Raw genomic sequence first — 13,428 nt, 5'->3', positions numbered from 1 at the left:
TGCTGACAGAGATCAATGGCACAACGGAGAAGAGGCCATGAGCGATCACCTGCCACCATCAACAGCGGACTACCCCACCACAGAACGGACACGCGTGCGGCGAAGCCCGAAACGCGGCACCCATGCCCGCGCGGACGTCCATACCATTCTGGATGCCTCGCCCCTCTGTCACGTCGGTTATGTCATCAGCGGCGCCCCCTATGTGACGCCGACCCTGCATTGGCGCGAAGGCGACTATGTCTACTGGCACGGCTCCTCCGCCAGCCGATTCCTGCGCGCTGCCGAGGACATGTCGGTCTGCCTGACCTGCAGCATCATGGATGGCTATGTGCTTGCCCGCTCCGCCTTCAATCATTCGGTCAACTATCGCTCGGCGATGGTCTTCGGTACGGCTCGGCTGGTCGACGATCCCGACGAAAAGAACCATGCTCTGCGCCAACTCATCGAGGACCTGTTTCCGGGACGGTGGGACACCCTGCGGCCGATGACCACGCAGGAGGTCAAGGCGACATCGGTGCTGCGGATGAGAATCGACGAAGCCACCGCCAAGGTCCGCAACGCTCCGCCGGGCGACATCGACGAAGCGGATTATCCGGTCTGGGCCGGCGTATTGCCGATAACAAGCCATCTGGCAACGCCGGAAACCGCGCCCGGCATGCCCAGCAATATTGAGCTACCACAAGCGCTGGTAGACCTGATAGCATCAGGCCGAATTCGCTGACCTGCATTCGAAGACCAAAGGACGTTAATATGGATCTTGCCAACTGGAGCGGCGTGTCTCGCCCCGAACGGACCACCCTCGAAGGTCGCTATGTCAGGATCGAACCGCTCGATCCGACACGCCATGGTGCCGAGCTGTTTGCCTCGGCTCAAGCCCCCGGCGCCGGCGATCGCTTCCGCTATCTCTTCGAAGACGCTCCAGCCGATTATGCAGCCTTTTCTCCCTGGCTTGAGAAAGCCTCCTCAGGCACCGATCCCCTGTTCTTCGCAACGATCGACAAGCGAACCGGCCGTGTCGAGGGCCGGCAGGCATTGATGCGGATCGACAGCACACATGGCGTCATCGAGATCGGCAGCATTCTCTGGGGGCCAGCGATCGCCCGCAGCCGGGTAACGACCGAAACGCTCCATCTCTTCGCATCCTACGTCTTCGACACGCTCGGATATCGCAGATTCGAATGGAAGTGCCATAATCTCAACGAGCCGTCGAAGCGCGCCGCCCAACGTTTCGGCTTCACCTTCGAGGGTATCTTCCGCCAGCATATGGTCGCCAAGGGCAAGAACCGGGATACCGCCTGGTTTGCCATGATCGATGCCGACTGGCCGAAGCTGAAGGCCGGCTATGAGCGCTGGCTGGATCCTGCGAATTTCGATGAGGCAGGCCAGCAGAAGACCAAACTGACGTTTGGATAGACCAGCAGGCGGCGGTTCTCGCTACGCAGGCTTGCGAAAATAAACGACGCGCTGGGTTTCCACGAAGCCAAGCGCGGCGTGAAATGCATGGCTTTCGAGATTGTCGATCAGCGCATCGGAAGCAAATTCGGAACAGCCAGCTGCCCTTCCCCAGCCGGCAACGGCCTGACAAAGCGCGCTGGCCACACCCTTGCGTCGGTCCTCATGGCGAACATAGATCCCCTCGAGAAACAGAACTGGCGAGGTTTCACAGCCGTTGACGTAATCGTGCCGTAATGTCGCTTCGGCAAAACCGACAGCATGGCCCAGAGCATCGATCGCGACAAACCCAACACTGCCCTCAGCCGAACAAATCTCTTCGATCTCGGAGCGATGATATTCGAGCGAACGATGGGGCCAAAGCTCGGCGCGCAAACGCGCCCAAGCATCCCAATGCCGATCTCCAGCAATCTCTATCCGCATGCCAATACCCCCTCAACGTTTTTGCAGACGACCAGTGAGGCCGGAAAAATTTCACTTTCGACTCCACAATCATCACGCTACATATCGCGCTTGCTCACGCGAAGATTATTCGATGACCAATATCTGAGGACGATGGCATGACATTTCAAAGCAGTTCGCGTCTTTACGCTGCTGTTTCAGCCCTTCTATGGCCGGCGATCTTCTGCGGTGGTTTGATTGGCGCTTATTTCGCCTTCGAATCGAACATGCATCTCCTCTGGTTCAATGTCACCTATCTCTCGACCGTTGCGGTGATCGCGCTTTTCGAGCGGCTGATGCCCTACGAGAAAACCTGGCAGAAGCGCGATGGCGAAACCTTCAACGATATCGCCCATACGCTGCTGAGCAAAGGCGGCGTTCAGATTGCCGCCGCCATCGGCACATCCTTCCCCATGGCCGTGGCGACCGTCGCGCAGCCGGTGCTGAGCTATCACTCACGCTTCTGGCCGGACCAGTGGCCGATGATCTTCCAGGTGGCTCTCGGCCTCGTCATCGCCGAGTTCGGCCTCTACATGGCGCATCGCCTTGCCCATGAGCATTTGTCGCTTTGGCGCTTTCATGCGCTGCATCACAGCGTCGAGCGGCTTTGGGTCATCAACACCGGCCGCTTCCATATCATCGACTCGCTGTTCAAGATCGCGCTCAGCCAGATTCCGCTCTATCTGCTCGGCGCGCCGCTGCCTGTCTTCTTATGGATCGGCGCCGTGACAGCCACCATTGGCCTGCTCACCCACTGCAATGTCGATATGCGTACCGGCCCGCTCGACTGGATATTCTCAACGCCGCGCCTGCATCGCTGGCATCATTCCAAGCTGCTTTCGGAGGGCAATACGAACTACGGCGAAAATCTTGTGATCTGGGATCAGCTCCTCGGCACTTTCTACAATCCGCCGCGCCCTTCCTCCACAGATATCGGCATCACCGGCAAGGTCGCCAAGGGCTTCCTTGCTCAGATCGCGCAGCCCTTCTCCAAGAAGGGCCGCAAGGAAATCATCGGCAAGAAGCCCAAGGAGCTCATTCTAAAGGAAGAGCAAGCGGCAAAGGCTGCAGCGGCGGCGGCCCGGCGCGACGGCAGACCAATGCGCAAAAGCAGCTAGAAATACGCGGCACTGGAACGTCGGGAGGTGTCGGCCCAACCTCCCGTCGGTCCGCCCCGTTTGCACTGTGGATAGCAACATTCCGAAAAATTTCGACCCGACAACGCACGCAATTGCGTTTCAAACCGGGAAGATATTGTCATTTAACGTGTATTGAAAAAGCCCCCCCAGGGGATTACCTAGGTCCACGCAAATTGTTCGTGATGAAAGATTAGGAAAATCATTGAGATGGAAGGGAGGTTCAGCACAGAATACCTCAAGCAACTTCATAGAATATTTTATGTTTCTAGAGAGATAGACCGCCTTGAGCGAGAACTCATCAAGCAAGGCATAGCACATTTCCATGTTTCCGGCGCCGGACATGAGTCGACGGCGTTGCTCAACGAATTCCTCCAGGAAGACGACTGGCTGCACCTTCACTATCGCGACAAGGCACTGATGCTGGCACGCGGCATGCCAATTCGCGAATTTTTCTCAAGTCTTCTCGCCACCGCCAATTCCCATTCCGCCGGCCGGCAGATGAGCGCACACCTTTCATCGCGCGCTCTCAACATCACGTCGATCGTCGGCCCGGTCGGCAATAATGCGTTGCACGCAGCCGGCGTCGGCGCGGCGCTGAAAAACAGATCCGGCAAGCCGATCGCGATCTGTTGCGTCGGCGACGGCACGACCCAGCAGGGCGAGTTCGTCGAGGCCGTGGCCGAGGCCGTACGCAACCAGTCCCCGGTCGTCTTCGTCATTGAAGACAATAGTTTCTCGATCTCCACACGGACGAGTAAGCAGACTTTCTTCGATCTGCCCGGTGGCCCCGCCTCCTCGTTTTACGGCGTAGACATCATTCGCACTGACGGCGATGATCTGACAGCCTCACGTGAGGCTTTCCGCAAGGCCGTTCGCCAAAGCCGCGAGAGCCGCGCACCGAGCATCGTGCTTCTCAATGTCGAGCGCCTGTCCGACCACACCAACGCCGACGATCAAAAGACTTACCGCACAACACTGGAGATCGAAGCGAGCTCCACCCGTGATCCGCTTCCCAATCTGCGCGCGCTGTTGAAAGATGCCGGCATCAATACCGGCGAGCTTGAAATGATCGAGCAGGAGCTGACGGCCGAGGTGCAGGTCGAGGCCAACCTCGCCCGCAAGGAAGATGCGCCCAAGGTCGAGCCGGAAGCAAAGGCTCCCTACCCCGCATCCTTCAGCAAAGCAGCGGAATATCGCGGCAACGAACGCGAAGCGACACTGACAATGCGTGAGGCATTGAACGACGTGCTGGAACGTCAGCTCGCCGCCAATCCCGACGTCGTACTGTTCGGCCAGGACATCGAAGACCCGAAGGGCGACGTCTTCGGCGTCACCCGTGGCCTCAGCACGAAATATCCGGACCGCGTGCGCAACGCCGCGCTGACCGAATCTACGATCGTCGGAACCGCCGTCGGTCGCGCACTTGCAGGGCAGCGTCCCGTCGCCTTCCTGCAGTTCGCCGATTTCTTGCCGCTCGCCTACAACCAGATCGTCTCGGAAATGGGCAGCATGTTCTGGCGCACGAATGGCGCCTGGGAAGCCCCGGTCATCCTGATGGTCAGCTGCGGCGGCTACAAGCCAGGCCTCGGCCCGTTCCACGCTCAGAGCTTCGAGAGCTTGCTAGCGCACACGCCCGGCATAGACGTCGTCATGCCATCCAGCGCCGGCGACGCCGCCGGTCTGCTCAATGCCGCCTTCCAATCGCGGCGTCCCACCGTCTTCATGTATCCCAAGGCGGTGCTCAACAATTCCGACGGCCGCACCTCGCCCGACCTCGACAAGCATTTCGTCCACCCCGGACTTTCGCGCCATGTCGCCCGCGGCCGTGACCTGACGCTCGTCAGCTACGGCAATACCGTCTCGCTATGCGCCAATGCGGCCAAGGCTTTCGAAGCTCAGGGCTTCTCCGTGGAAGTGCTTGACCTTCGCTCGATTTCGCCCTGGGACGAAAAAGAGGTATTGGCCAGCGCCCGGCGCACGCGCCGCCTGATCGTCGTCCATGAAGACAACCGCACAGTCGGCATGGGCGCGGAAATCGTTGCTACGGTTACCGAAAAGACCGATGTGCCGGTCGTCGTGCGCAGGCTTGCCCGCTCGGACGCCCACGTCCCGTTCAATTTCCGCAATCAGCTCGAGACCTTGCCTTCCTACAGCAAGCTTGTGGATTTGATGGCCGAAGTTCTCGAATGCGAAGTGACCTGGCACGAAGAGGACGACAGCGGCCCGACTGCCGCCATCAAGGCAATCGGCTCCGGCCCGGCCGACGAAAACGTGCTGATCACCGATCTGCTGGTCAAGCCCGGCGACACGATCGAAGTCGGCCAGCTCGTGGCGGTCGTCGAGGCAACGAAGGCCTCGGTTGAGATCTGCGCCAATATCGGTGGCGTCGTCCAGGAAGTCTTCGCCAGGGTCGGCGATCAGATCGCGACCGACAGCCCGCTTCTGACTGTCGACGCAAACCGCGAGAGCAGCGAACGCAACTTCGCACTTGCCTCGGAAGTCCAGAACAAATTCGTGCTGCGCCGCCTGAAATCGCATGCCATCCCGACGCTGCGCCGCCATTCCGGCAGCTTCTCGGAGATCGCGGTCAGCGGCATTGGCTATGCGACAGGCGGGCGCCGCGTCGCCAACGAAGACATCATCCATCACTGGCCGAACCGGCGCGCGGAAGAGATCTTTGCCTTGACCGGCATCAAGAGCCGCTACTGGGTTGCTCCCGGCGAAGGTACGCTTAGCCTTGCGACCAAGGCCGTGCGCGATCTGCTTCGCCAGACCCAGATGACGATCCACGACATCGATCTGGTCATAGCAGCAACGGGCACGCCTGATATCGCGACGCCGTCGCTCGCAAGCCGCGTTGCCGTCGCCGTCGCGGAAGACGGCGTCCGGCCATCTCTGGCCGCTTACGACATGGGCGCTGCCTGCTCCGGTTATCTTTACGCTCTGCAGCAAGCCTATGATTTCATTGCGCAGCAGAACGACGCAAAGGTGCTGATCGTCACCTCCGAAGTCCTGTCGCCACTGCTCGACATGAAGGATTTCTCCACTGCCATCCTGTTCGGCGATGCCGCAACTGCGAGCCTGGTGACGACCCGCGAAATGGCGCGCAACCCCATATTCGCAGCAAGCCGTCCCACGATCAGCGGGCGGCCCGAGCCGGGCGATCTTCTCTATGTACCGCTGCCGGATGATGGCGTCATCGCCATGAATGGCCGTACGGTCTTCACCGAAGCCGTCCACTCCATGTCCCGATCGATCGAGGATGCCTGCGTCGATGCTGGTATCGAGCTTGCCAATCTCGATCTGCTCGTGCCACATCAGGCCAACCAGCGCATCATCGACACCATCGCCAAGCGCAGCGGTCGTCCCGCTCTGAGCGTGATCGAGAACTACGGCAACACCAGCTCTTCGAGCATCCCGCTCGCCATGATGCATGTCGCCCATGAACGATCCGAGCCGCTCAGCCTGGGCCTCGTCGCTTTCGGCGGCGGCATGACCTCAGGCGCGGCGATCGTCCGCACGATCAAGTAGTCAGCCCTTAGACCTCAATCCGAAAACGATGCTTCGCCCTGACCGGGGCGCGGCATCGGCTGGATACGGCACGTTGGGGAGCAACTTCCACACAAACGGGAGTTGCTATCGGCTGCGATCTTCCATAGAGAGCGCGAAGCATCAAGTTTTTGCAACTTATGCGGCCCATCTTTCACTACAATTCATTCATGTTTGCTGATGCAAGGCCTTGAAAAGCACTTGAGCGGTGCTTTACTTGAGATGCATGGCTAAGACACCCGCTCCATCGCACGCAACGGATCTGCGGTATGAACTCGCGCCCGATGCAGAAGCACAACAGGCGATGGATGAGACCTTCGCCGCATATAGGCAGATGATGACACTTTTGGCAGAGATCGTTCCGGACAGAGCCGGTTCGAACCTCGTCAGGCTTCATGACCTTGCCTATGAAACCATCCGCGAACGCACCGCTTTGCCCGCGCGTCTCGTCACGCTCGGCCTGCGGGACTTCGCGGCAGGCCGAGGGGCGTTGACGGCGATCAACCGCCTGCCCCTCGACGAGAAGCTTTTTGCCATCAAGGGTCCGTCGGACCTGACAATCTCGACGGTGCGCGGCCGCTTTGCCGTGCCCTTCGACGTGGCCGGTTATTTCAAGGGCTGGGAGAGCGTCTTTCCCGCCTATTTGATCGCCGATGACGGCCGCTACGAGATTCACATCGGCGTAACGCCCAACTCCCCCCGAACGGAGGAAAACACCATGACGAATGAAGGCATTCTTTCCCGCATGGGGCGGCTGATCGCCGGCCTCGCCAACACCGCCATCGACAAGGTGGAAGGCGCGAACAAGATCGCAGTCATCGAGCAGGCGCTACGCGAGATCGATGCGGCCGCAGACGATGCACGCACAGATCTGGGCAAGGCGCGCGCCGAGGAATATCGCATCCAGAGCCGCCGTACTGAAATCGCCGATGACCTCTCAGCCCTCGACGAGAAAATACGGCTCGCCGTTTCCGCCGATCGCGACGATCTCGCCAAGGCCGGCGTAGCCCGCCAGATCGACCTGGAAGCTCAGATCGCCGCGCTTGACAAGGCGCTGGCGGATTCCCACGAGCAGATCGACGAGGGCCAGAAGGCGCTACAAGCCATTCTCGCCACACGCCGCGAGGCGGAAGCCCGGCTCGTCGACTTCAAGCGCAGCGTCACCCGCCATGCGCCGGAGGAGACAAGCGGCGGAAAGCCACATGTATCGCCTAGCGTCGGCGCAGCTCGCGCGGCGTCGGCAGTTTCTCGCCTGACGGGCGTACCGGCGGGCGAGCCCACCACCAGCGCCGAGCTCGATGAGCTCGACCGCCTGCACCGGGAGCAGGCTATCGAAGCACGCCTTGCCCGCTTCAAGGCCAGTGGCCAGTAAACGATGCACCTGTTTCTCGCACCCGAATGTGCGCCTTTTGCCATTGCGGCAATGATCCTGATCGGACTGACGGCAATCGAAATCCTGTCGATGCTGCTCGGCTTCTCGCTGAGCGAACTCATCGGTAAGCCGCATTTCGATGGTCACGATGGTGCGCTCGCCGGCCTGCTCTCCCGGATCAATATCGGCGGCGTGCCGCTGCTGATCCTGATCATGCTGCTGCTCGGCATGTTTGCCATCACCGGCTTCGCCGTGCAGACGGTCGCCGACAGTATCTCTGCACCACTGCCGGCAATCGTCGCGGTCATTCCCGCCACGGCTCTGACCATTCCGCTGGTAAGAGGCTCAACCCGCACCATCGCGCGGCTCATTCCACGCGATGAAACCTATGCCGTCGACAGCGCCGATTTCGTCGGTCGTACCGGCACGGTTACCATCGGCCCACTGGACCAGGGCCTGCCTGGCCGCGTCAGCGTCAAGGACGCCTTTGGCAACTGGCATCAGCTGCGAGCCAGCGCCGCCAAGGGCGAAGGTCCCTTGCCGATCGGCGCCAAAGTTCTGCTTGTCGACCGCAAGGCCGACATCTTCATCGCAGTTTCCGCCCCATCGGACCTTGTGGAGCCCGGTGATAAATCCTCTACGGAGAAACATTCATGACCGACCTTTACGACCTTATCGTTCCCGCAGGCATCGGCCTCGTCCTGATCCTCGGGATCGGCTTTGTCCTTGCCTCGCTCTATGTCCGCTCGAGCCGGGATGAAGCCTATGTGCGGACCGGCCTCGGCGGTCAAAAAGTTGTGCTCGACGGCGGTTCCGTCGTCCTGCCGATCTTCCACTCGATCGCTCGCGTCAACCTCAAGACCCTGCGCCTGGAAGTTCAGCGCGGCGAAAACGACGCGCTGATCACCAAGGACCGCATGCGCGTCGATATCGGTGCCGAGTTCTATGTCCGCGTCAAGCCGGACAGCTCGTCGATCGCCCTTGCCGCACAGACACTCGGCAGCCGCACCAATGACAGTGAGCAGCTGCGTCAGCTGATCGAAGCAAAGTTCGTCGACAGCCTTCGCTCGGTCGCGGCCACCATGAACCTTGACGCCCTGCAGGAACAACGCATGGATTTCGTCAAGGCAGTGCAGGATGCGGTTGGTTCCGACCTGCAGTCCAACGGTCTCGAACTGGAATCGGTGTCGCTTACCCGCCTCGACCAGACCGATATCAAACACTTCAATGCCAACAACTTCTTCGATGCCCACGGTCTTGCCGCGCTGACCCGCGTCACCGAAGCCCGCAAGAAGGAGCGCAATGAGGTCGTCCGCGATACCGAAGTCGCGATTGCCCAGAAGGACCTTGAGGCTCGCCAGCAGTCCCTCACCATCGAGCGGACGAAGCGCGAAGCCGAGTTGAACCAGCAGCGTGACATTGCCAACAAATCGGCAGCAACTCGCGCTGAAACCGCACAGCAGGAACAGGCAGCCAAGCGCGCGGAAGAAGAAGCCCGCATCGCCGCCGAACAGGCGATCGCCGAACGCGAGGCCGCCGCAAAGCAGGCTCGCGAATCCGCCAACATCGACTCGACCCGAGCCGTGCAGCAGCGCGATACAGAAGCCCGCCGAGACATTCAGATCGTCGCCCAGGAAAGCGCCATCGCGGTCTCCAACAAGAGCCGTGAGGAGTCGGAAGCCAAGGCGAAGGCAGAGGCTGCCCGCGCACTCGCCATCGCGGCCGAAGAAAAGGTCGGCACCGCCAAGGCCGTTGAGATCGCAGAACGTGAAAAGCAGATCGCAGTGATCGACGCGCAGAAGCGCGCTCAGACCCAGGCGACCGCCGTTACGATTGCCGCAGAAGCCGAAAAGCAGGCAGCCATCGACCAGGCAGATGCCATCAAGACGCTGGCAACCGCCGATGCCGATGCCGCGATCATCAAGGCCAAGGGTATTCTCGAAACCGGTAAGGCAACGGCTGAGAGCGAAGCGCTGCTCAACGAAGCCCGCAACAAGCTCAGCCCCGCCATCATCGAATTCGAGATCACCCGCGAGCGCATCCGCATTGTGCCCGCCGCTCTTGCCGAAGCGGTTAAGCCGATCGAGAAGATCTCCGACATCCGCATCTTCGACACCGGCGGCATGCTCGGCCGCAACACCGGCGGCACGAATGGCGGCAGCGGCGTCGGCCTCGGCGAAGGTCTTGCCGGCCAGCTTCTCTCCTACCAGGCCAACAAGCCGATCCTCGACCGCCTGCTCAAGGAAGCCGGCTTCGACGGCGACAACGCCATCTCGGCGCTGCTCGGCAAGCTCGACGGGAAGTCCGCGACAGCCGAGCCGGAAGAAGAAGACTATGAGGAAGAGGAAGGCGACGCGAGCAAGCCTGCCTGACGCGGGCCTCTGATCGACAAAACAAAACCCCGGAATCCGCAGGGATTCCGGGGTTTTGCTAAATCAAACAGCCGATGAAATCAGGGCTTCGGACGGTTTCTGAACGCCTCGGCTTCGGCGTAGAACTTCTTTTCCCATTCCTTGTGATTGTCGAGGCCTTCCTTGATGAAGGGCGTGAAGATCGCCAGGTTCATCAGGGCCCAGTTGACGATGCGGGCCGGGAATTTCAGCGGCTTGACGAAATCGACGAAGAGCACCACGCGGGTCTTGTCGGAATGGTTCCAGGCTTCATGCTCATAAGCGTCGTCGAAAATCAGCGCCTTGCCCTCCTGCCAGTGGCAAACCTGCTTGTCGACGCGGATGGCAAGCTTCTCGTTCGGCTCCGGCACGATGAGGCCGAGATGCAGGCGAAGCACGCCGTTATAGGGACCGCGATGGGCCGGAAGATGCTTGCCCGGCTCGAAGATCGAGAACATCGCCGTCGTCAGGCCGGGGATCTTCTGCACGGCCGCCCAGGTATTCGGGCAAGCCTTGATGTTCTGCTCGGACTTCACGCCGAAACCGAGGAGGAAGAAGGTCTTCCAGCGCGTGTCGGTCGAAATCGTCTTCACATCGGTCGAGATGTCCTGGAAGGTCGGCAGTTCGCTCTGGCGCAGCAACACCTTCTCAAGCTCCGCACGGATCGCCGGATAATCCTTCTCGATCTCGGCAGCCCAGGGGAAGGTTTTGGTGTCATAAACAGGCGGGTTGCCAAGCTTGGCGTATTTCAGATTGAGTCCCTCGGCCCAGGCGACGATGCCCATGAAGAAGCGCGTCATTGCGCTCGCGCGCTCCATGGGCGCGATCCCGGCCGTGCCAAAAGTCTGTTCCGGAGTATGCGATTCGTTGGAAGTGGGAGCAGGTGCGCTCAAGGAACTCTCCGTCATGTCTGTCTTTAAGGGCTGTCCAGGGAGGAAATCTTCGCCAACGGAATCTGCATGCAAATCCCTAGGAGGCAACAGGCTTGAAGCTTGGGATATCAGTCTGTCCCTTCCCGATTGACACCCGACTCCTTTGTTATGCGGTGATCATAATAATCGATTATATGAGTTGAATAGTCGAATTTCGCAAGAGAGCCCGTTCGCAACGAGCAGTGGTTCATCCTGGGATGAATCTCCAGCGATTCTCGTGAGCCATTCACCTCAGAATCGACAGAAATGCGGCGAAATCTGCCGACCTCCATCACTATGCAGTTTGAGCCTGAATTATTAGCCGGACAATTGCAAGTCCAGCAATTAACGCACAGATCGACAGGAAAACGGACAGGGCAATATAGGCAATTGCCGGCACCCACTGACCGCGCTCCCAAAGCAGGACGCTCTCCAGTGCGAAGGTCGAAAACGTCGTGAACCCGCCCAGGATGCCTGTGGTCAGAAACAGCCGCACCTCCTGCGACACACCGCCGCGGAAGGAGAAATACTCCGTCAGCAATCCCATGAGGAAGGCCCCGAGGACATTGATGACAAGGGTGCCGAAGGGAAACTCCCCGCCGAGCAGACGGTCGGCAACTTCATTGATGCCAAGGCGGAAGGCGCCGCCGACCCCGGCACCGATAAACACGATGAAATAGAGCACGCCAATCTCCAGCCTTCGTTACATCAAGCCTTTTCGATCTTATGGGTATCTTCCCGCTGCGCCGTCAGGCTGCCATCGCGAATATGTCTCAGCGGTGTATCCGCAGGAAGCGGTCCCGAGGCTGCGCTCTTTGCGATGCCAAGCCGCTGCGCCAGATAGATGCTGGTATGGCCGCTGCAGATATAGGCAAGGAAGCAGGCGACGGCGAGATAGACGGTATGCGTCGCGCCGAAGAGCTCGATGCCCATGATCATGCAGGCCAGCGGTGTATTCGTCGCTCCGGCAAAGACGGCGACAAAACCCAATCCGGCGAAAAGATCAGCCGGGCCCCCGAGGACGGCGGCAAGGGCATTGCCGAGCGCAGCACCAATGAAAAACAGAGGCGTCACCTCGCCGCCCTTGAAGCCGGCGCTCAGTGTCACGATGGTGAAGACCGCCTTCCAGAACCAGCTCCAATAGTCGGCATGGGTGGGATCGAAGAAGCCGAGGATCGTCGCATCGCCGGGGTTGGGCGACCAGACGCCAAGCCCCAGATATTGTCGCGTTCCGAGCAGGTAGACGAGGCCGATCAATATCGCGCTGGCAATAACGGGCCGCAGCGGCGCATAGGCGCAGACCCGCTTGAACGCCGCCGACGCCCTATGCGAGACCTCGCTGAAACAGCGGGCGGCCAGACCGAAGATCACGCCGGCTATGCCGACCTTGAGAAGCAGCAACGCATCCAGATGGAAAGTGCCCGCCGGCGTGTCCGCAAGATAGCCGATCCGATACTGGATATGCTCGATACCCCACGCGTGGCAGGTCCAGTCCGCCGCGATCGCCGCCGCAAGGCTCGGGATGAGCGCTTCATATTGCACTCGCCCGATCGTCAGCACTTCGAGCGCAAAGATCGCCCCGGCGATCGGCGTGCCGAAGACCGCACCGAAACCGGCGGCGATACCCGCCATGAGAAGCACGCGGATCTCGGCATGACTGAGCCGAAAAACCTTGGCAAAGGCGCTGGCAACGCTGCCCCCGAGTTGCACGGCCGTGCCCTCGCGCCCCGCCGAGCCGCCAACCAGATGCGTCAGAACGGTGGATACGAGAATGAAGGGCGCCATGCGCAGCGGCACGCCGCCGCCCGGCTCATGGATCTGGTCGACAATCAGATTGTTGCCGCCTTCGGAACCGCGGCCGAAGCGCTGGTAAACCAGCACCATCAGAAAGCCGGCAACCGGCATCAGGAAGATCAGCCAGGGATGGTCGAAGCGCGTTGCCGTCGCCTTGTCCAGGCTCCACAGAAACAGTGCACAGAGCGAACCGACAACGACAGCCATCGGCGCGACCAGGAGGATCCATTTGAACAGACTGCGAAATTGCTGAAAGCGATGCTGAAAATAGGCGGATGCGGACATCAGTTTGCCCCTCCCGCGAAGCCATACGAAGGTCTTACGGGGATACCGGATGGGGGATAGGATTGGGATGACGGTAAGAAAAAAGGCACGACTCT

Annotated in this window: 11 protein-coding genes; 7 read left to right on the top strand and 4 right to left on the bottom strand. The window is 60.3% G+C overall.

What is annotated here, in order from left to right; genetic code table 11:
* The first annotated feature begins 37 nt into the window (after positions 1–37).
* On the top strand, positions 38–721 hold the full coding sequence (locus GGD46_RS06935) for a pyridoxamine 5'-phosphate oxidase family protein (protein ID WP_184702987.1): 684 nt from the start codon (positions 38–40) through the stop codon (positions 719–721).
* A gap of 29 nt (positions 722–750) precedes the next feature.
* Positions 751–1,413 (top strand): GNAT family N-acetyltransferase, encoded by a 663-nt coding sequence (locus tag GGD46_RS06930; protein WP_184702986.1) that lies wholly within the window; start codon positions 751–753, stop codon positions 1,411–1,413.
* Between the two features lie 21 nt (positions 1,414–1,434).
* On the opposite strand, the gene aac(6') is transcribed toward GGD46_RS06930, so the two are convergent.
* Positions 1,435–1,875: an aminoglycoside 6'-N-acetyltransferase gene (gene aac(6') / locus GGD46_RS06925; protein ID WP_184702985.1), complete on the bottom strand. Its 441-nt coding sequence runs from the start codon at positions 1,873–1,875 to the stop codon at positions 1,435–1,437.
* Between the two features lie 137 nt (positions 1,876–2,012).
* Between aac(6') and GGD46_RS06920 the strand changes: the two genes are divergently transcribed.
* From GGD46_RS06920 to GGD46_RS06900, 5 genes are all read left to right on the top strand, one after another.
* On the top strand, positions 2,013–3,011 hold the full coding sequence (locus GGD46_RS06920) for a sterol desaturase family protein (protein WP_184702984.1): 999 nt from the start codon (positions 2,013–2,015) through the stop codon (positions 3,009–3,011).
* A gap of 228 nt (positions 3,012–3,239) precedes the next feature.
* Positions 3,240–6,563 carry a thiamine pyrophosphate-dependent enzyme gene (locus GGD46_RS06915; protein ID WP_184702983.1) on the top strand — a complete coding sequence of 1,108 codons (3,324 nt, stop codon included), beginning with the start codon at positions 3,240–3,242 and terminating at the stop codon, positions 6,561–6,563.
* A gap of 244 nt (positions 6,564–6,807) precedes the next feature.
* Positions 6,808–7,953: a PspA/IM30 family protein gene (locus GGD46_RS06910; RefSeq protein WP_184702982.1), complete on the top strand. Its 1,146-nt coding sequence runs from the start codon at positions 6,808–6,810 to the stop codon at positions 7,951–7,953.
* A 3-nt stretch (positions 7,954–7,956) separates the two neighbouring features.
* Entirely contained in the window at positions 7,957–8,610 is a 654-nt protein-coding gene (locus GGD46_RS06905; RefSeq protein WP_184702981.1) for an OB-fold-containig protein, read from the top strand.
* A complete protein-coding gene (locus tag GGD46_RS06900; RefSeq protein WP_184702980.1) occupies positions 8,607–10,325 on the top strand; it encodes a flotillin family protein in 1,719 nt (572 codons plus the stop codon). Before GGD46_RS06905 ends, GGD46_RS06900 begins: the two co-directional genes overlap by 4 nt.
* 80 nt (positions 10,326–10,405) lie before the next feature.
* Here GGD46_RS06900 and GGD46_RS06895 read toward each other — a convergent pair whose 3' ends face one another.
* The 3 genes from GGD46_RS06895 to GGD46_RS06885 form a co-directional block, all read right to left on the bottom strand.
* Positions 10,406–11,251 (bottom strand): aspartyl/asparaginyl beta-hydroxylase domain-containing protein, encoded by an 846-nt coding sequence (locus GGD46_RS06895; RefSeq protein ID WP_184702979.1) that lies wholly within the window; start codon positions 11,249–11,251, stop codon positions 10,406–10,408.
* A gap of 298 nt (positions 11,252–11,549) precedes the next feature.
* Entirely contained in the window at positions 11,550–11,939 is a 390-nt protein-coding gene (crcB, locus tag GGD46_RS06890) for a fluoride efflux transporter CrcB (RefSeq protein ID WP_184702978.1), read from the bottom strand.
* A 23-nt stretch (positions 11,940–11,962) separates the two neighbouring features.
* Positions 11,963–13,333 (bottom strand): voltage-gated chloride channel family protein, encoded by a 1,371-nt coding sequence (locus GGD46_RS06885; RefSeq protein ID WP_184702977.1) that lies wholly within the window; start codon positions 13,331–13,333, stop codon positions 11,963–11,965.
* Positions 13,334–13,428: the final 95 nt, after the last annotated feature.

The organism is Martinezella lusitana (assembly GCF_014207095.1).
GTDB classification, from domain to species: Bacteria; Pseudomonadota; Alphaproteobacteria; order Rhizobiales; family Rhizobiaceae; genus Rhizobium; species Rhizobium lusitanum_B.
This window is presented reverse-complemented; position numbering and strand designations above follow the sequence as displayed.

Bases quoted from the DNA above. Each gene is read 5' to 3' on its own strand.
- GGD46_RS06935 (WP_184702987.1), top strand. From the start codon at position 38: ATGAGCGATCACCTGCCACCATCAACAGCGGACTACCCCACCACAGAA.
- GGD46_RS06930 (WP_184702986.1), top strand. From the start codon at position 751: ATGGATCTTGCCAACTGGAGCGGCGTGTCTCGCCCCGAACGGACCACC.
- GGD46_RS06920 (WP_184702984.1), top strand. From the start codon at position 2,013: ATGACATTTCAAAGCAGTTCGCGTCTTTACGCTGCTGTTTCAGCCCTT.
- GGD46_RS06915 (WP_184702983.1), top strand. From the start codon at position 3,240: ATGGAAGGGAGGTTCAGCACAGAATACCTCAAGCAACTTCATAGAATA.
- GGD46_RS06910 (WP_184702982.1), top strand. From the start codon at position 6,808: ATGGCTAAGACACCCGCTCCATCGCACGCAACGGATCTGCGGTATGAA.
- GGD46_RS06905 (WP_184702981.1), top strand. From the start codon at position 7,957: ATGCACCTGTTTCTCGCACCCGAATGTGCGCCTTTTGCCATTGCGGCA.
- GGD46_RS06900 (WP_184702980.1), top strand. From the start codon at position 8,607: ATGACCGACCTTTACGACCTTATCGTTCCCGCAGGCATCGGCCTCGTC.
- GGD46_RS06895 (WP_184702979.1), bottom strand. From the start codon at position 11,251: ATGACGGAGAGTTCCTTGAGCGCACCTGCTCCCACTTCCAACGAATCG.
- GGD46_RS06885 (WP_184702977.1), bottom strand. From the start codon at position 13,333: ATGTCCGCATCCGCCTATTTTCAGCATCGCTTTCAGCAATTTCGCAGT.